This is a genomic window from Pseudomonas sp. HMWF021, assembly GCF_003061005.1.
Classification (GTDB): Bacteria; Pseudomonadota; Gammaproteobacteria; order Pseudomonadales; family Pseudomonadaceae; genus Aquipseudomonas.
Map to the genome: position 1 here is coordinate 22,759 of NZ_QAIK01000183.1, position 18,481 is coordinate 41,239.

The 18,481-nt window shown below is 61.1% G+C and carries 15 protein-coding genes and 1 pseudogene; 3 read left to right on the forward strand and 13 right to left on the reverse strand.

Annotation, left to right across the window (positions count from 1 at the left end; translation table 11 throughout):
- On the forward strand, positions 1-808 hold an 808-nt coding region (locus tag DBR18_RS30055), incomplete at its 5' end, for an amidohydrolase family protein (protein ID WP_256589002.1).
- Between the two features lie 97 nt (positions 809-905).
- On the opposite strand, the pseudogene DBR18_RS26560 reads toward DBR18_RS30055, so the two are convergent.
- The 8 genes and pseudogenes from DBR18_RS26560 to DBR18_RS26595 form a co-directional block, all read right to left on the reverse strand.
- Positions 906-1,019: pseudogene (locus tag DBR18_RS26560) on the reverse strand (LysR family transcriptional regulator); the annotation flags it as partial.
- Positions 1,020-1,049: 30 nt separating this feature from the next.
- A complete protein-coding gene (locus DBR18_RS26565; protein ID WP_108592545.1) occupies positions 1,050-2,651 on the reverse strand; it encodes a sensor domain-containing diguanylate cyclase in 1,602 nt (533 codons plus the stop codon).
- A 108-nt stretch (positions 2,652-2,759) separates the two neighbouring features.
- On the reverse strand, positions 2,760-4,253 hold the full coding sequence (locus DBR18_RS26570; RefSeq protein WP_108592546.1) for a DUF1254 domain-containing protein: 1,494 nt from the start codon (positions 4,251-4,253) through the stop codon (positions 2,760-2,762).
- A 34-nt stretch (positions 4,254-4,287) separates the two neighbouring features.
- Positions 4,288-5,742, reverse strand: coding sequence for a DUF1254 domain-containing protein (locus DBR18_RS26575; RefSeq protein ID WP_108592547.1), 1,455 nt, complete (start codon positions 5,740-5,742; stop codon positions 4,288-4,290).
- A 222-nt stretch (positions 5,743-5,964) separates the two neighbouring features.
- Entirely contained in the window at positions 5,965-7,317 is a 1,353-nt protein-coding gene (locus DBR18_RS26580) for an ATP-binding protein (protein WP_108592548.1), read from the reverse strand.
- On the reverse strand, positions 7,293-7,958 hold the full coding sequence (locus tag DBR18_RS26585) for a response regulator (RefSeq protein ID WP_108592597.1): 666 nt from the start codon (positions 7,956-7,958) through the stop codon (positions 7,293-7,295). Before DBR18_RS26585 ends, DBR18_RS26580 begins: the two co-directional genes overlap by 25 nt.
- Before the next feature lie 95 nt (positions 7,959-8,053).
- Positions 8,054-8,491, reverse strand: a complete 438-nt coding sequence (locus DBR18_RS26590; RefSeq protein ID WP_108592549.1) for a hypothetical protein — start codon at positions 8,489-8,491, stop codon at positions 8,054-8,056.
- A gap of 28 nt (positions 8,492-8,519) precedes the next feature.
- Positions 8,520-9,284 carry a hypothetical protein gene (locus DBR18_RS26595; protein WP_108592550.1) on the reverse strand — a complete coding sequence of 255 codons (765 nt, stop codon included), beginning with the start codon at positions 9,282-9,284 and terminating at the stop codon, positions 8,520-8,522.
- 183 nt (positions 9,285-9,467) lie between these two features.
- Here DBR18_RS26595 and DBR18_RS26600 point away from each other — a divergent pair, with 183 nt between their 5' ends.
- The gene (locus DBR18_RS26600) at positions 9,468-11,849 is read left to right on the forward strand and encodes a DUF3772 domain-containing protein (protein WP_108592551.1); all 2,382 of its coding nucleotides are present in this window, start codon (positions 9,468-9,470) and stop codon (positions 11,847-11,849) included.
- A 472-nt stretch (positions 11,850-12,321) separates the two neighbouring features.
- Here the strand turns inward: DBR18_RS26600 and DBR18_RS26605 are convergent, their stop codons facing one another.
- The 5 genes from DBR18_RS26605 to DBR18_RS26625 all read right to left on the reverse strand — a co-directional run bounded on the left by DBR18_RS26605 (position 12,322) and on the right by DBR18_RS26625 (position 16,770).
- Entirely contained in the window at positions 12,322-13,086 is a 765-nt protein-coding gene (locus DBR18_RS26605) for an ABC transporter permease (RefSeq protein WP_108592552.1), read from the reverse strand.
- Positions 13,086-14,285 carry an ABC transporter substrate-binding protein gene (locus DBR18_RS26610; RefSeq protein WP_108592553.1) on the reverse strand — a complete coding sequence of 400 codons (1,200 nt, stop codon included), beginning with the start codon at positions 14,283-14,285 and terminating at the stop codon, positions 13,086-13,088. Before DBR18_RS26610 ends, DBR18_RS26605 begins: the two co-directional genes overlap by 1 nt.
- Complete coding sequence (locus DBR18_RS26615; RefSeq protein WP_108592554.1) at positions 14,251-15,093, reverse strand: ABC transporter ATP-binding protein; 843 nt, start codon at positions 15,091-15,093, stop codon at positions 14,251-14,253. Before DBR18_RS26615 ends, DBR18_RS26610 begins: the two co-directional genes overlap by 35 nt.
- A complete protein-coding gene (locus DBR18_RS26620) occupies positions 15,090-16,160 on the reverse strand; it encodes an acyl-CoA dehydrogenase family protein (protein ID WP_108592555.1) in 1,071 nt (356 codons plus the stop codon). Before DBR18_RS26620 ends, DBR18_RS26615 begins: the two co-directional genes overlap by 4 nt.
- A 64-nt stretch (positions 16,161-16,224) precedes the next feature.
- A complete protein-coding gene (locus DBR18_RS26625) occupies positions 16,225-16,770 on the reverse strand; it encodes a carboxymuconolactone decarboxylase family protein (RefSeq protein ID WP_047599763.1) in 546 nt (181 codons plus the stop codon).
- 103 nt (positions 16,771-16,873) lie between these two features.
- Between DBR18_RS26625 and DBR18_RS26630 the strand changes: the two genes are divergently transcribed.
- Positions 16,874-17,785 carry an AraC family transcriptional regulator gene (locus DBR18_RS26630; RefSeq protein ID WP_108592556.1) on the forward strand — a complete coding sequence of 304 codons (912 nt, stop codon included), beginning with the start codon at positions 16,874-16,876 and terminating at the stop codon, positions 17,783-17,785.
- The last annotated feature ends 696 nt before the right edge of the window (positions 17,786-18,481 follow it).

Genomic DNA, 18,481 nt, shown 5'->3' on the forward strand with positions numbered 1-18,481 from the left:
GGACGGTGCATGCGACTGCCACTTCCACATCTTCGGTGACGAAAACGGCCAGTCATTGTCCCCTCACCGCTCCTACACGCCGCCACCAGCGCCGCTTGAGGCTTTTCAGCGCGTCCAGAAAACCCTTGGGCTGAGTCGCGGAGTCATTGTCCAGCCTAGTGTTTATGGAGCGGATAACAGCACAACACTCGCGGCGCTAAAAGACGCAGGCAGTTCATACCGTGGTGTGGTCGTGATCGACACCAACAGCGATATGGAAAGCTTGTGGGAGATGCATCGGCTCGGAGTGCGTGGCGTACGCGTCAACCTGATCTTTAAAAGTGGCGTTGAAGTATCGGATGTTGCGGCATTGGCGAAAAAGGTCGCGCCACTTGGCTGGCATCTTCAACTACTGATCGATATCACTGAATTCGCCGACCTGTACGAAACCGTAACAAACCTGCCTGTAGCAGTCGTTATCGACCACATGGGGCATATGCCCACCAGTTGTGGGCTGGACCATCCCGGATTCAAGGACATGCTACGACTTCTGAAAGAAGGTCGTGTGTGGGTAAAACTTTCTGGCGCCTACCGTATTACCTCGTCTGAAGATTTTCCTTACGACGATGTAACGCCCTACGCCCGGGCACTGATCGAAGCCAATCCAGAACGCCTGCTTTGGGCAAGCGATTGGCCGCATCCTTGTATTCCGGTTCCGATGCCCAACGATGCCTGCCTTCTGGAAATGCTATTTGACTGGGTTGAAAACGATGACGTGCTGATCAAACAGATACTGGTTGATAATCCCGCAAAGCTCTACGGATTCTGAAGGAGCCCTTGGTTCAGTGCCATTGGTTGATCAGCTACTGCACGCTCTGCTCAGGTAACGCGAAGGCCATCACATAGTCACCCTTCTGCGTCGTCGCCGAGTTACCGCCGGCACTGATACCGACCTCCTTCCCGGCGCGACTGAAACTCCGGTGGCGAGCAATGGCCAGGAAGTAAACGAAATCGGCAAGATTGGCGCGGCTGGCCTGCATGGGGAGCCTCAATTTGGTGGCGGGAAAGAATCATCCGCGCTGCGGCGGCCGTTTTCTGCCACCCTTACACCCCCCCCCCCGCACCACCACACAGTTACGTCCATTACGCTTCGCCAGATAAAGCCGCTCATCAGCACGCTTCAGAATGGCCTCGGCACTGGGGGTATCAGCATCACGACAGGCGACTCCGATTGAAAGGGTAAGAGTTCCCACCGGCGCGATGGGGGTGTTGCTCAAGGTTGACCTGATTCGCTCGGCGACCCTGTGGGCGGTTTCAGGATCCGTGTCGGGAAGCAGCAGACAGAATTCTTCGCCTCCGGCTCTGCAGGCCAGATCGCCGGTTCGCGCGCAGTCGCGGATGATTTGTGCGACGTGTTGCAATGCCACGTCGCCGACGTCGTGGCCGAAGGTGTCGTTGACCCGTTTGAAGTAGTCGATATCCAACGCGAGTGCCGAATAAGGCTGTTGCGCAGCATCGAGCCTCTCGAGTGCCGCGTTCATTGCCCGCCGGTTAGCCAGCCCCGTCAGCAGGTCGGTGTCGGCAGCGGCGTTGAGGGTGCCGATTTTCTGCTGCAGGTGTTGCGACTGGCGTACCAGTGCCTGGCGAATAGCCGCCGCTTCGGTGTACCAGGCGTTGATCGCGGAAAGCTCTGCGGTGGCATTCGGTGCAGAGAGGTCGATGGCATGGCCGGCCAGCGCGCGCAACGGTCGCGTGATCAGCATCACGCCGAGCAGTATCAGGCCCAACCCGACCACCCCGGCCGGAATGATCTTGATCAGCATGTCGCGCATCAGCTTGCCGAGTGGCGCCAAGGCCTGTTCCCGGGGTTGCTGGACGACCACAGCCCAGTTCGAGCCTTGCACGTGAGCATAGCCGGCGAGCATCGGCACACCATGGTAATTGACGGTCTCCATGGCACCGTCTTGACCGAGCAGGGCCTGATCCACGGTCTTGCTCCAGTCGAGGCGCTCACCGATCCTTGGCTGATCGGGGTGGTAAAGCAATCGTCGGTTTCCGTCGGCGACGAAGGCGAAGGTGCCATCGAGGTGATGCTCGCCAATCAACGAGTGCATTACGCCGTTCTGCTGCAAATGCAAGGACCCGCCGACCAGTCCGAGATACTCCCCTGTCGGGCTGAAAATCGGTTGTGATACGAAGGCGATGAGCTTGCCGCTGGTAGAGGTAAACGCCTGGCTGACCATGGGGCGACGCAGCTTGAGCGCTTCGTTGAGCTCATCCGATGTGACGGTCAGGCCAATCCCGGTTGTGGTCGGGTAAGCCTGCAAGATCCTGCCCGCAGAATCGGTGATCAGCACAGCGCTCAACTCGGAGTCCTGGGCCTGCAGGCGACGCGCTTCATTTTCCGACAAGGTCGGGTTGGCAATGTCACTCCCTAAAAGCTGGCTGCTGTATTTCAGACGTTCATTGACCGAGTGCAGGAACTGATCGATGCTCGAGGCGACCTTGAAGGCATAGGCGCGGTTGGCTTCAAGTGCGGAGTGGATCAACGCATCACGTTGCACCGTGTAGGCAACGATCAGACTGTTGCAAAGAGTCCCCAGAACGGCGAGCAGGACAAAGATCAGAAAAAGACCGCGCAGGCCGATGGCTACTTTCGGACGTTTGCCCATGAGTAATGTCGCATCCTCACTACCGCCAACTTTTGCTGATGCGCAGCCGGCCTCACCGTCAGTTGTGCGCGTCACCCCGTTTGCTGACGGGACAACGCAACTTGCGCGTTATTGCTTGATCAAGTCGCTCGGTTTCCAGCTCTGATCAAAGAACGCCTGCTTCGGCCCGTACAGGCGCACGATCACCAGGAAACCCTTCTCCGGTACAGTCTTGATCCAGTTCTTGCCCTCGCCCGGCGATGTCGGGCCGAAGTAGATGTCCGTTGAGCCGTCGCTGTTCTGCGCCGGTTTATCCATCTGATTGAGGGACGGGAACGGCTGGCCGTTGTCCAGACCCGACGCGGTGAGGTTGTCGTAGGCGGTGACCGACCAGAACAACGCCGCCGGTACGTTGGCCGGGAGGTTGAGCTTGTAGGTCTGGGCGCCATCGAGGAACTTGCCCTCGGCGTCGCGGGTGGTGGCGGGATACTTGGCGCCGGCGCCGACCATGTTCATGACCATGCCGGGGCTGTCGGAATAGGCCGAAGTAAAGAACGCCACGCGCTGCTCGAGATTGGTGAAGCTGCCGCTGGACTGGAACTCGGTGTTCTCCCCGGCAAAGGTGTTCACGTACTGGCGATCCTTGTAGTACAGGCCGCCCGGCTCTTTGTACAAAAGGTGACTGGTCACCACCTTGCTCATCTTGAACGCGGTTCGCGCCGCTTCATCCAGCAACTTGCGCCGCTCGGCATCCGGGGCGAAGGGTTTGCCCTTCTCGATGCCCAGGGTGTGCAGGAACCCGCGCATGTCCATGTCCGCCGGGTCGACGGCTTCGGCGTCGATGAAGCGCGACAGCATGTCGAAGTAACGACCGTCCTCGGGGAACAGCATGTTGATCGGTGCGCCCGTGGCGTCGGGGAATTGCATCGGCAGGGCCGAATCCTTCTTGCCCAGCGGATAGATCTTCGTGCGCTCGACTTCGGCCACCGGCACGCTGAGGTCTTTCGGGTCCTTGAAGAAGGTGCGCCAGAACAGGAACACGTTGTTGGTGCGCGAGCGATAGACGAATCCCTCGGTCGGCTCCGGCCCTTTGTAATCAGGCGGGAGCAGCACATAGGTGCCGCCCTTGCCCTTGTCGGGGCCGGCCAGACCAACGTCACCGCGCCAGGTCCTGCCGTCGAGGGTCGGCCCGACAATCGGCCGCTGGAAGAAATCATCGAACATGCCCTGCACGCCGGGCGGTGCTTCGACCACCAACGGGCCGTACTTCGCCAGATCCAGATAGCTCATGGCGTAGACCAGATCGGAGTTTGGCGTGGTCACCAGAGTCTTGGCGTTGATGCGTTTTTTCCAGGTCGGCAGGATGTTGTAGCCCGCGCCGAACTGCTTCTCCGACGCTTCCTTCATCGACCAGATATTGATCGCCGGCAAGGCCCACAGATACGACTGCACGGCACGCTGAAACACCAGTTCATCGATCAGGCTGCGTGCCGTCGCTTCAGTCGGGAAGCCCTTTTCAAAAGGTTGATTGGCCAGTTCTTCATAGCGCGACGCGGCATCGGCCAGGCCGCTTAGAGAGAGGCTTACGGCCAGGGCCGTGAGTGTGGTGCGCAAACGGTTCATGGGCTGTCCTTATGAACGCAGTCGGGAAATCGGTTCAGTTGACCTTGACCACCGCCGGCGGCGTCCACTGGCCATTCATCGCGGCCGCTTCCGGCCAGTAGGCGCGAACGTAGAGCGAGAAGTCAGCGCCCTTCGGTGCCGGGAGCCAGTTGCTCTCCTTGTCCGCACCCGGCGAATCGCTCTGCACATAGAGCGTCAACGAGCCGTCAGCATTAGTCTTGAGCGACTTGTTTTTGGTGCCGAGGGAATAACGGCCCAACGGGTTTTCGGCGAAGAAATGCTGCTGGTTGTACAGCGTCACCGACCAGAAGCCCTTGACCGGCGGCAGCGCGCCTTTGGGGAAGGTCACGCTGTAGCGCTGGGCGCCGTTGAGCCGGGTGCCGGACTCGTCCAGGTCCTGATAGAAGTACTTGGTCTCGATCTGTTTGTTGACGAAGATGTTCGAGCGGGCAACCGCCGTGCGCAGGAAGTAATCGGTGCCAAACGCCGCGCCGTTGCTGATGGTGCTCCAGTGGTGCGGTAACTGCTGGCCGTAATTGCGGAACTGCAGCAGCGGTTTGACCACTTCGCCGTCAGCCTTTTGCGCTTCGTCGATCATGGCTTTTTTCAGCTCGGGATCGCGCTGGGCGATCTGCGCCAACACCGACAATTGCGCATAGCGTGCCTCTTCGCCCGGCAAGGGTTTGGCGTCCTTGAGAATCGCCGGCAGCTCATCGAAGAATTTTTCCGGGAGCACCCAGCGGGTCTCCTCGTCACCCGACGCCTCGGCGGGGAATTTAGGCGACTGGCTCCAGTCACGCTGCTTGAGTTTGCCGTCGAATTTGGACAGCGGGTACATGTCGATACCCGACAGATAATGCTGAATGGCCTTGCGGTCCTCGGGCGTATCGTCCTGGAACACTCGGGGAATCACGAAACCGGTGTTGGTCTTTGCGCGAAACACCTGGGTGATGCCTTCGGGTACTTTGCCGTTCCAGTCCGGCCCCACCAGCAGATAGAAGCCCGGTTTGGTGCCGTACATCTTGCCCAGTTCGGCGAAGCTGTCGGAACGCAGGTCCACCAATTGGTACACCCAGAATCGGTCGCCGAAGTCCGGCACCTGAATCACCACCGGTTCGATATCCAGCGCAATGCTGCCCGCACCGTAGACCACATCCTGATTCGGACAGGCCACCAGCCGCTCGCCGGGGGAAATGTAATCGGTGAGCATCGACAGATGATTGATCGGCGCTACGGGGACGATGCCGCCCATCAGGCCCGGCTCCGGAAGATCCTTGAACTTCTGCCGACGATTGAAAATATTGGCCATCGGCCAACCCCAGAAATACGCCTCCCGCGCCATCATCCGTACGTAGCTTTCTGTCACCTTCACATCGGCTTCGGGGCCAGCCACCTGCACCGCCGGCGAGGTCTGCGCCTGCACGGCCACCGCGCCGAGCAACACTGCAGTCGCGAGTAATCCACTGACAAATAAAGGCGTTTTGTTCATACAGGGGCTTCCTTGCTGGATAGCTTTTTTCGGGGAGCGAATCTTCTGACGGAAGATTGATCGTTAGAAAAAACTAGCAGAGGAATCCGGATCAGCCAGAAAAAGGCATGAAAAATCGCGATTCTATTTCCAATTCCGATAACCACTTCTCAGTGAAATCGTTTCAGCAAAGGGTGCATCGCCTGCTCAAATCCGCGGCTTATGTTCAAACGCCGGGCGCTCTCACAACCGCCCTTTCAACCACAGCGAAACCCGCAATCCACGCTGCGCCACCTCATCGACAAAACTCAGACTCACCCGTGCCCCGATCCGTTCGGCAATCGCCCTGACAATCGACAGCCCCAACCCCGACCCGGCTTCTCCGGTGCCCAGGCTGCGATAGAACGGATCGAATACCAGCGCTTGTTCTGCGGTGCCGATACCCGGCCCGGAGTCCTTGATTTCGATGAGCGCGCCCTGCTCCGCCATCTCCACGCTCAGGTCGACTCTGCCGCCCGCCGGGGTATAGCGGATGGCGTTGTCCACCAGATTCTTGATCAGGATGAACAGATCCAGTTCATTGATGGCGACCTGCACATCCTCGACGCTGTCCACGCCGATATCGATGCCCTTGTTTTCTGCCAGCGGCAACAGGTCCTCCAGCACGCGACGAAACACGCCATGCACCGACACGACGGTCTCTGAACGTTGCGCGAGCGATTGCGCGGCGGCCAGGGCCAGCAATTGCTCGATCAGATTCCTGCTGCGTTCGATGCCCTGAGCCAATGGCTCAAAGCTTTGCCGGGTATCCGCTGCCATGGGCGTGGCGGCCAGGCGCTCCGCTTGCAGGGAAAGCGCCGTCATCGGCGAGCGCAATTCATGGGCAGCGTCGGCGATGAACCGCTGCTGCATCTCCATGGCCTGTGCAACGCGCCGCAGCAATCGATTGATCGCCACGACGAAGGGCCGGATCTCGCTCGGCAGGTGTTGTTCTTCGATGGGATGAAGTGCCTGCTGGTCGCGCTGATCGATTTCCGCCGAAAGCGCAGCAATCGGGCGAAACAGCTTGCGCACCAGATCCCCGACCACCAGCAACAGCACCGGAAACAGGATCAGAAAAGGCAACAGACTGCGCCACGCGCTTTCCCGCGCTTCCTTGTCGCGTACATCGGCTTCTTGCGCAACGGCGATACGCTCGCCTGCCAAAGTGGTTCTGACCAGCACGCGATAGTTTTCACCGGCGATGTTCAGTGTCGACAAACCGTCGTTCAGGGTTGGGGGAAAAGGCAACGGAATGCTGGCGTCGTCAGTGCCGACGGCTTTGCTGCTGTCGGCCAGGTACTGGACGATGACCCTCGATTCTTCGTCGTCGCCAACGATCTGCTCGCCGCCGGGATAGCGCAAGGTCATGTGCTGGCGATCGAACAACAGCGCGACCTGCCGCAAGCTTTCATCCTGCATTTCGTGCGCTTCGTCGAGTGCCGAAATGAACGCGAATGCACCGGCGAGCAAGGCGACCACGAGAATTGCCAATGACAGCGTGACGGAAAGTCGTGCCTGCACCGAGTCGCTCAAACGCCTTTTGAAACCATCCATCCCATCCCCCTGACGTTCTTGATGACATGGCTTCCCAGTTTGCGCCGCAGTGCATGGATCAAAAACTCCACCGCGTTGCTTTCCACTTCGTTGCCCCAGCCGTAGATCCGGTCTTCCAGCTCACTGCGCGAAAGAATCGCACCGGGGCGGATCAGCAGCGCCTGCAACAGCGCAAACTCGCGACTGGACAGTTGAATGTCGCTGTTTTGCGCAGTGGCGGCCTGCTTGGAAATCAGGTTCAGAGACACCTCGCCGTTATCCAGCAGCGACTGCGCGTTACCGCCGCGACGGCGCAGCACCGCGCGCATGCGCGCCAGCAATTCAGCCATGGCAAACGGTTTGAGCAGGAAGTCATCGGCGCCGCCATCGAGGCCACGCAAGCGGTCATCGAGGCCATCACGGGCCGTGATGATCAGCAACGGCACGGGGTTGTTGCGCGCGCGAATGGCGTCCAGCACATCGAGCCCGTCCTTGCCTGGCAGGCCGAGGTCGAGCAGCACCAGGTCGTAGGTCTGGGTGTCCAGCGCCGCCAGCGCGGTGAGGCCGTTTTTCACCCAGTCGGTGGCGTAACTCGCTTCGTTGAGCGCGCCCTCGATGGCCTCGCCAATCATCGGGTCATCTTCGACTAGCAGAATCCGCATGCACCGCTCCGACAGAAAAGGCGCGATGGTCATTGCCATCGCGCCTGTATTGAAGCACTTGAACCGGCGTTTGTCCGCCGTCGGTTCAGTGCAGGTTACTGTTTGCCTTTCATCGAATCGAAGGCCTTGAGCAGGTCATCCATGGCTGCCTTGCATTCATCCTGCTTGGGCGAACCGGCACGCAGGGCATCGAGCGCACGGTCGATGGCTTTGTCCAGCACATGCCAGTCAGCAGCGGCCCGCGGCTTGATGCCCGCTTCGGCGGAATCCCAGCTGGTTTCCAGATCCTTGATGCGGGCCTTGGCGCCCGGCAGGTCGTTTTTCTCGACCAGCGCGCTGACGTCGACGGCGATGCTGCGGAACTCGCTCAGATCGCCCAGTTTCGAACCCGATTGAGCTGAGGCGCTCATGGAACTGACCGATGTGCCGGCAGCCGGTTTGTCGGCCGGTTTCGAGCAGCCGGCCAGGCTGCCGAGCAGTACCAGAGACGAGATGATTGCGACGTGGCTGAAAACAGTCTTGAAGGTGCGCATAGTGATTCCTTGATCGGTATTCGAACGATTATTGAGTGAGGGTTTTACGGTTGCCGAGGCTGATTTGTGCAACGGCCACCAGCAACACGATGACCGTCAGGAAAATTGCGCTGGTCCAGGCCGCGCCCATGCCCAGGCCGCCGTAAGTCTTGGCCTGCGTCAGCAGGTCGCCGAGGGAAGCGCCGAACGGACGGGTCAGGATGTAGGCGATCCAGAAGGTCAGCACCACGTTGGCCCCCACGCGCCAGGCCAGCAGCGTCGCCGCTATCAGCGCGCCGAAAATCACTGCACCAACGGTGAAGCCCAGCCCTAGCGCTTCGGTTGCCAGGTCTCCGGCGGCGGTGCCCAGGGCAAAGGTGCACAGCACGGTGGACCAGTAGAAAAGCTCGCGCCGTGGCGTGTTGATTTCGCGGATCGACAGGTTGTGCTCCATGCTGTACCAAAGCAGAAAATTTAGCGCCAACAGCGCCGAGAACACCGCCGTGCTGATGTACAGGCTGATGTCGAGCATGTCCGTCATGATGTCGGTTATCTGCGTGCCGACGATGCTCACCAGCACCACGGTCAACCAGTAGATCCAGGGTGAATAGGCGGTTTTGCGCATTTGAAAGAACAGCGCACACGCCAGCAGCAACGCCATGCCGATGCTGGTCCAGCCAGCCCCGAAACCGGCATCCACGGCGAGAAAATCGGCGCCGGTTTCACCCACGGTCGTCGAGAGGATCTTGATCACCCAGAAGGCGAGTGTCACTTCGGGGACTTTGTTAAGCCATCCGGCTTTTGCGGGATTCATGTGTGGGTCGCCTCTCCTGTCCAGCGCTGAACTTGCGCTGGAGGAAAGATACGAGCCAATACTTAGCCGAGACTGAGGGTGTGCGATTCTCTGTCGCGCCCTGCTCCTCCGAAATTTTCCGCCGCGCCCGGTTCGATCACCTAACCTCATAGATTGTGTGATCAACCAGAACCGGCCCGTCTCATGCGCAACACATTGAAGTCATTGTTTTTTGTCGCGCTGATCCTGCTCGCTGCGGGCGGTTCGCCACTGTGGGCTGCGGATTTGCCGGCCCCTTCGGCAACGCCTCCGGCGCCACTGGTGGAAGTCTCGCAAAGCGATCTGCAAGCCCTGCAACTGCGCCTGGACGGGCTGAAGCAGCAGGTTTCCTCTGCCAACAACTACAACCAGCTCGAAGGCCCGCAGGACCGGGTGCAGACCTTCATTCTGGATGTCGACCGGTTGTCGGCAACGCTGCTTCCGCAGCAGGCGCAACTGGCGGTGCAACTGGGCGTGCTGGGTGCGGCGCCAGACACCCAGATTGCTGCTGAACAAGCGGAAATCGCTGCACAACGGGCGCTGCTCAGCGAACAGAAAAACAAGGTCGATGCCACGCTCAAAAGCCTTGCTGCGCTCAAACAAAGCGCGGCCGAGCTGATCACGCAGATCGCCGGCATCCGTCGCACCCTGCTGGAAAGCGAACTGACGCTGCGCACTGAAAGCATTCTGAATCCGGGCTTCTGGTCGCCATTGGTGTCGCTGGAGCCGGACGACCGCCAGCGGCTGAATTTCTTCATCAATCAGGTGAACCTCACCTGGGCCACGGTCTGGGCGCCGGGGCAACGGTTTTTCACCTGTTTGCTGGTGCTGCTGGCCTTGGCTTTCTGGACGATCGGCCGTCGACTCGCCGAGCGTGGATTGACCTGGCTGTGCATCCACCGCATGCCGGAGGGTCGTCTACGCCGCAGTGCGCTGGCCTTCGCCTCGGCGCTGGCGACCCTGGCCACCACCGCCATTGCCCTGCATCTTCTGTTCTATGCCTGCACCCGACATGAACCGCTGACGCCGGTGCTGCAGACGTTTTCCGAGGAGTTCGAAAAAACCGTCTATGCCTGCGTCCTGATCACCGCCCTGAGCCGCGCGCTGCTGTCGACGCAACATCCATCGTGGCGGCTGCCGGCAATTGCCGACTCGGTGGCGCTGGCGCTCAGACCCTATCCGCGGATTCTTGCCGCCACCCTGTTGGTGCTGGTGACGCTGGTGCAAGTCAGCAACGCCACCGGCATGAGCAGCCAGATCGTGATGGCTCAGCGCGGGCTGATTTCAATCGTGGTGCTGATGATTCTGGTGCCGCTGCTGTTGCGCACCGGCAAGGCGCGCAAAGCGCTGATCAACGCCAATGACCCGGCCGCCGGCAACACGTTCGCCGGGGTGATCTACAGCATTGCCACGGTGGCGATGTGCGTCTCGGCGCTGGCGCTGCTCGCCGGCTATGTGTCGCTGGCACGGTTCATCACCTATGAACTGGTGTGGGGCTACATTGTGCTGGCGGGGTTCTATTTGCTGATCCAGGTGGTCAAGGACGCTTGCGAATACCTGTTTTCGCCACGCTACTCGGCCGGCAAGACCCTCAAGCAGACGCTGGGCATGGGCGACCGGCGGCTGGAGCAGATATCGATCGTGCTGTCCGGTTTCAGCCGCGCCGGGCTGTTGCTGCTGGCGGTGGTCACCCTGTTCGTCGGCGGCATCGGTTCCACCCTCGGGCAGTTGACCAGCAACGTCATGGGCATCCTCGGCGGCGCCGGGTTGCGCAAACTGAACATCGTGCCCGCGCATCTGCTCAATGCCGTGCTGGCGCTGCTGATCGGCATCTACCTCATCCGCGCCCTGCGCCGCTGGCTCGACAACGAATTCCTGCCCAAGACCGACATGGATCCGGGCATGTGCGCCTCGCTCAGCACGCTGTTTTCCAATATCGGTTATGCCACGGTCATCCTCCTGACGCTGTCGTCGCTGGGCGTGCGCTGGACCAATCTGGCGTGGATCGTCAGTGCGCTATCGGTGGGGATCGGTTTCGGCTTGCAGGAGATCGTCAAGAACTTCGTCTCCGGGCTGATCCTGCTGACCGAACGGCCGGTGAAGGTCGGCGACCTGATCAGTATCAGCGGCGTGGAAGGTGACATCCGCCGGATCAACGTGCGCGCCACGGAAATCCAGCTCAGCGACCGCTCGATCGTGATCGTGCCCAACTCGCAGTTGATCTCGCAGAACCTGCGCAACGTCACCCTCGGCGGCAGCGCTCAGGGGGTGGCGAGCCTTGAGCTGATGTTCCCGCTGGACATCGACCCTGAACAGGTCAAGGAACTGCTGCTGAACACTTATCGCGAAAACGAAAACATCCTCGACAAACCGGCGTCGTACGTGCGTTTCAGCAAGTTGTCACCGGATGGCATCACCCTGACAGTGACGGGTTACGTCGCCAGTCCGCGCATCGTGGGCGGGACCAAGAGTGATCTGCTGTTCGAGATTCTCAAGCGGCTGGGGGATGCGGGGATTGCGCTGGCAAAACCGGCCACCACGCCGTAGCAGACCACCCCCTGTGGAAGCTGACTTGCCAGCGACGGCGGTGAGTCAGCCTGCAGTGATGGCGGCTGACCTGGCCCCATCGCTGGCAAGCCAGCTCCCACAGGGGTTTGCAGTTAACGCAAATGTGCCGGCTGGCCTGAACCATTGTAGGAGTGAGCCTGCTCGCGATGGCGGTGGTTCAGTCACAGCGGGGGTGACTAAAACGGCGCTTTCGCGAGCAGGCTCACTCCTACAGGTTCTGCGGTGGGTGCGGACTTGCGCCTGGCCGAGATCATTGTGGGAGCTGGCTTGCCAGCGATGGCGATGAGTCAGTCTGCGAAGATAGTGGCTGACCTGGCCCCATCGCTGGCAAGCCAGCTCCCACAAGAGATTTGCGGTTAACGCAAATGTGCCGGCTGGCCTAAAGCATTGTAGGAGTGAGCCTGCTCGCGATGGCGGTGGATGAGTCAACGCGATGGTGGCGGGAAGAGCCTCAGGCCGGTGCCCAACGCCGGTGCAACCACCGCGCCAACGCATCCAGCGCAAAGCCCAGCAAACCGATCAGCAGCACCATCGCCATCAGTTCCGAATACGCCAGACGATCGCGCGTATCGAGGATGAAGTACCCCAGCCCCGCGCTGACCCCGAGCATTTCGCACGGCACCAGTACGATCCACAGAATGCCGATCGACAGCCGCACCCCGGTCAGCACATGGCCGAGCACGCCGGGCAGGATCACCTTGCGCAGGGTTTCCCAGCGGGTGGCGCTGAGGCTGCGACTGAGTTGCAGCCAGCGCGGGTCGAGCTGGCGCACGCCGGCCACGGTGTTGAGCAGGATCGGCCACACCGCGGCAAAGGTCAGCAGAAAATAGATCGGCTGATCGCCAACGCCCATCAGCATCACCACCACCGGCATCCACGACAGCGGCGAAATCATCCGCAAAAACTGAAACGCCGGCGTCGTCGCTGCTTCCAGATGCCGGTAGCTGCCGATCATCAGCCCCAGCGGCACGCCGATCAGCAATGCCAGCAGCAGGCCGACCAGAATCCGCTTCAGGCTGACCAGCACATGCTCGTACAGCTCCGGGCGCAACAGCAGCTCACCAAGGCTGGCCAGGGTTGCCTCCGGGGAAAAGCGCAACGCCAGACTGTCGCCGCCCCCCAGCAGATGCACGCCCAGCCACCACAGCAGCAACAGGCACAACAACCCTGCTACGCCCAACAAACCATGCAAGGTCGAAGAAGATCGCTGACGCATCAGAGGCTGAACTCCTCGCTACGATCGAAGCTTTCCGGCAGGCCGAAGGTCTGCATGCCGCCCACCGCCGCGATGGCATTGCGCACGAAGCGGTCGTCCACCAGATCTTTAGCGGTTTGCTGCGGATCGAGGCCGGCGAGGAAGCCCCTGTCGCCTTCGATCAAGGTGTCCTTCAGGCGCTTGACCAGTTCTTCGGTGTAACTAGGGAACGGGTATGGCTGAAAGTCGATGCGCTGCTCGTCCCAATGGCTGTGCTGGATGGCACCACTGACGAGGTATTGCTCGCGGTCGGTCAGGGCCGGCGCCAGCACCCGGTCGAGCACCGGTTGCGCGTGCGGCGTGTAGCGATTTTCGCCGTCCTTGGACAGCAGTTTCGCTGCCTCGGCGCGGTTATCGCGGGTCCAGACCTGCGCCTTGACGATGGCGTTGACCACTTTCTGCGACCACTCGGGGCGGTTGTTCAGATCCTGCTCGTGCATGAACACCACGCAGCAGGCGTGATTGCGCCAGACGTCGCCGGTAAAGCGCTGCACGCGGCCGACCTTGAGTTCCTCGGCCAGGGCGTTGAACGGCTCGGCAACGATGTAGCCGGCAATGCGTTTGCTCGCCAGGGCCGGCGGCATGTCCGACGGCGGCAGCACCAGCAGATTGACCTCGTTCGGCGCCAGCGCAGCACTCGCCGATTTGCTCACCGGCACCAGCCCGTGATCGCGAAACAGCTGCTGCACCACCACGTTATGGATCGAATACCAGAACGGAATCGCCACCGATTGCCCACCGAGTTGCTTGACCTCGGTGATGCCCGGCGCCACGGTCAGGCCCGAGCCGCCGACGTGGTTCCACGCCACGACTTTGGCCGGCACCTTGCTGCCATAACGCGCCCACACGGTCATCGGCGACAACAGGTGAATCACGTTGACCTGCCCGGAAATGAACGCCTCGATCACCTGCGCCCAACTGCGCAGCAGCACCGGGCGCTCAGCCTGAATCCCTTCGGCTTCGAACAGGCCATTGTTGTGCGCGACCAGCAACGGCGTGGCATCGGTGATCGGCAGATAACCGATGCGCACCGGCGCATTCGGCTCGGACGCGGCACGGGCGTTGAGGCTGTTGAGCAACGGCAACGCGCCGCCGGCGGTCAGCAGCGCGCTGAGTTTGAGGAAGTCACGACGTGTGTGAGTGAAGTCGTCCAGGCACATGGTCAATCTCCGACGTAGCGGGCACAGGTTGAGTGAGGGGGTTGCGGCTCGCCCGCCGAAGGGTTTTGAGGATGTCGATGCGCAGCGCGCCCAGTTCCTCGACCAGCTCGGCACGCGGCTGAGGCAGGTCGATGCGCCACTCGCCGAGGATGTGCGCCGGGCTGTTACCCAGTAGCAGAATCCGCTCGGAGAGCAGCAGGGCTTCGTCGATGTCGTGGGTGATCAACACGGCGGCGGTGTGGTGTTCGGCGATCAGTTGCAGAAGCAACTGCTGCATGTCGGCGCGGGTGATTTCATCCAGCGCGCCGAACGGTTCATCGAGCAACAACACCTGCGGCTGGCGCGCCAGACACCGCGCCAGTGCGGTGCGCTGGGCCATGCCGCCGGACAGCTGCGCCGGGTGATGCTGACGCGCATGTTCGAGGCCGACCGCAGCGATGGCGTGGTCGATCCGCGCCTTGCGTTGCTCGGCCGTCAGGTGCGGCTGGCGGGCGAAGTCGAGGCCGAAGGCGACATTCTTTTCCAGAGTCAGCCAAGGCAACAGGCTCGGATCCTGAAACGCCACCGCCACCCGTGGATGCGCGCCGGTCAGCGGTTCGTCGAGCAGACTCACCCGCCCCTGTTGCGGCGTCTGCAAACCGGCCAGCACCCGCAGCAGACTGGATTTGCCAACACCGCTGGGGCCGAGAATCGTCACCACTTCACCGGCCTGCAACTGCAGGTCGAAATGTTCCAGCACGGTGTGCCAGCCCTGCTCCCGTGGGTAGCCGAGGCTGATGCCCTGCGCTTCCAGCAACGCTGCGGTCATGCCGTCGCTTCCCGTTTCTGCCGCTGCAATTCGGCGCGCAGTTGCACCAGGCTCGGGGTGACGATCGGCACGAACGCCGACTCGCGCCAGCGCCGGGCAAAGCCACTGCCGTGCTCGGTCAGATAGGCCTTGCCGCCGCTCGATTGCAGTTCCAGTTGCACGGCGTTGGCGGCAGATTCGGCCAGCGCGATGCGGATCTGGAACAACGCGCCCGGCTGGGTCAGGAAGCGCCCGTCATGCAGGCCTTGCTTGAGTTCGCTGACGGTGTGCGCCAGTTGCTCGCGCTGCTCTTGCAAAGGTTCCAGCAGGATCGAGCGCCCGTCCTGCAAATGCCCCTCGACCTCGGCCAGCGCGCGCCGCGCCAGACCGATTGCCATGCCGCACTGCAAGCCGAGAAACGCCGGGCGCACTGCTGGCAGAAACTTGCGCGCGTCGTCATGCAGCAGCCATTCGCGACCGACCGCCACTTGCGCGAAATCGATGGCCGCGGTGTTGCTCGATTGCAGACCCATCAGTTGCAGGTCAGCGGAGCGTTGTACGCCGGCAGCGTCATCGGCGATCGCCAGCACGAACGGCGAACCGCCCTCCTCGTGCTCTATTGCCGCCGCCACCACGAAGCCGCTTTTGCGCAGATTGGTCACCCAGTGCAGGCGCCCGTTCAAGGTCCAGCCGTCTGCAATGTTGGCGGCACGCACTTGCAGTGCCTCGATGCCAGACAGGTACTTCATCGCGTTGGACAAGCCGGTGGCCCCGGCCAGTTCGCCGCTGAGCAACGCCGGCAGCAGTTTCTCCCTCAGCGCCGCGTTGGGGCTGTGCAGCAGGTATTCGATAAAGGCCCGCTGACCCCAGAACACGAATGCTGCCGCCAGCGAATGGCTGGCGACATTCGCCAGCACTTCCACCGCATCACTGACGTGGCCACCGCTGCCGCCCAGCGCCGGGCTGATACCGACCCGCAGCACCCCGGCCTGCGCCAGTTGCGTCAGCACCTGCTGCGGATCGCCGTCGCCTGCATCCAGTGCCTGGGCGTTGTGTTCCAGCCATTGCATCAATGCCGGATTGAGCATGTCGTTTCTCTCCTTGTACGCAGCCGCATCAACCATAGACGATGCGGCCTGAAGCGTTGGCCGATTACGCGCGATACGGCGCCAGCTCAGGGTTGAGCGGCGTGTCGGCGAACACGTTGGCGAAGTTGCACAGGGTCGCCAGGCTGATGCCGAGGATCACTTCCAACGCATTGCCTTCGGTGTAGCCGGCGGCCTTGAACTGGTTGAAGGTCTGATCGCTGACCTTGCCCCGGGTGGCAATCACTTCGCGGGCAAACGCGGCCAGGGTTTCCAGTTTTTCCACGGGGACAGTGGCTTTCTCACGCAGCGCACTGACCACTTCCGGCGGCAGTTTGGCCTTGTTCAGCGCCACGGCGGTATGACCTGCGACACAGAAATCGCAACCATGGTTGGTCGCCGCAATCAGTTGCACCACTTCGCGCTCGGCGAGGCTGAGTTCGGACTTGCCATTGAGCGCCGATACCGTAACGTAGGTTTCCAGTGCGGCCGGGGCATTGGCCAGTACGGCTAGCAGGTTCGGAATGAATCCGGAATTCTTCTGAGCGTTTTCCAGAAACGGTCTGGCGGCTTCGGGAGCGCTTTGCACGGTGTGTAGAGTGACGCGCGACATGGAGTGGACTCCTGCTGTTGAGTGTCGGGCCAGTCTGTTGGTTATAAAAATTTCGATCCATATTCTAAAGTAGCGATTACTTGCTCCTGAGTGTTTCCATTAGATGATTTCGTCCAGCCCCTTGGTTGATTGGTTATTAGAAAGCCTCGAACTTGATGCCAGCCTGTTTCATGTCGGGCGTTACTGCGGTGGCTGGCATGCGAGTACGCACGGGCTTGCTCGCGCCAGTTTTCATCTGATCGTGCAGGGCCATTGCTGGCTGCACATCGACGGCCATGAACCGGCATTGCGGCTGGATGCCGGTGATGCGGTGTTTCTGCTGCGCGACCTCGACTATCGACTGTCCAGCGCCCAGCAACCGAGCCTTGCTCAGGTGCTGCCGCGTCAGACCATGACGACGCTGGAGCGCGATGCCGAGGACGGTGTCGGGCTGGTCTGCGGCTTCTTTCACTTCAAGTCGGGACTGTCTTCGCTGATCATCGATGGCTTGCCCGACTGGATCATCCTGCGTGCCGGCGATCCGTCCTCAAGTGCCGCGCGAGCCTTGTTCGAATTGATCCTGCAAGAGTGCGAACGCCTGCCGGCGCCGTCCTCGACGCTGCTGGAACGCTTGAGTCATTTGCTGTTTCTGTATGTGCTGCGCCAACAAATGACTGACAACCAGAACCTCGGCGGCCTCGTTGCACTGGCACGCAATCCGCAGTTCGCGCCGCTGCTGGATCAGTTGATCGAACAGCCGCAATTGCCGTGGTCACTGGAAAGCATGGCGGCGCGCATCGGCCTGTCACGCTCGGCGTTCTTCAAACGCTTCAACGAACTGGCCGGGCAATCACCGGGACAAGTGCTGCTCGCGTTGCGCATCCGCCACGCCTGCCAGTTGCTGCGGGCCAATCACACGGTGGAACAGGTGTGCGCGGCGGTGGGCTATCAGTCGATCGCCGCATTTACTCGGGCGTTTGCCAAGTCGGTTGGAGTGCAGCCGGGGGCTTATCGCAAGCAGCATGAGGGGCGTTGAGCGGCATATTTTCAGATGGCGTTTCTCAGTGTCGATCAGCGGATTTGTGCACACCGCAAATCCTGTGGGAGCTGGCTTGCCAGCGATGGCGGCGGTACATCCAGCATCTTCATTGCCTGACATACCGCTTTCGCTGGCAAGCCAGCTCCCACACGAGATCTGTGTTGCTCACCAACCGTGTGCACACCACAAAACCTGTGGGAGCGAGCCTGCTCGCGAAGGCGGCGGTACATCCAGCATCTTCATTGCCTGACACACCGCTTTCGCTGGCAAGCCAGCTCCCACACGAGATCTGTGTTGCTCACCAACCGTGAGCACACCACAGAACCTGTGGGAGCCGGGCTTGCCCGCGATGGCGGCGGTACATCCAGCATCTTCATTGCCTGACATACCGCTTTCGCTGGCAAGCCAGCTCCCACACTGGAACTGTGTTGATCGCCAACCGTGAGCACACCACAAAACCTGTGGGAGCGAGCCTGCTCGCGAAGGCGGCGGTACATCCAGCATCTTCATTGCCTGACACACCGCTTTCGCTGGCAAGCCAGCTCCCACACGAGATCTGTGTTGCTCACCAACCGTGTGCACACCACAAAACCTGTGGGAGCGAGCCTGCTCGCGAAGGCGGCGGTACATCCAGCATCTTCATTGCCTGACACACCGCTTTCGCTGGCAAGCCAGCTCCCACACGAGATCTGT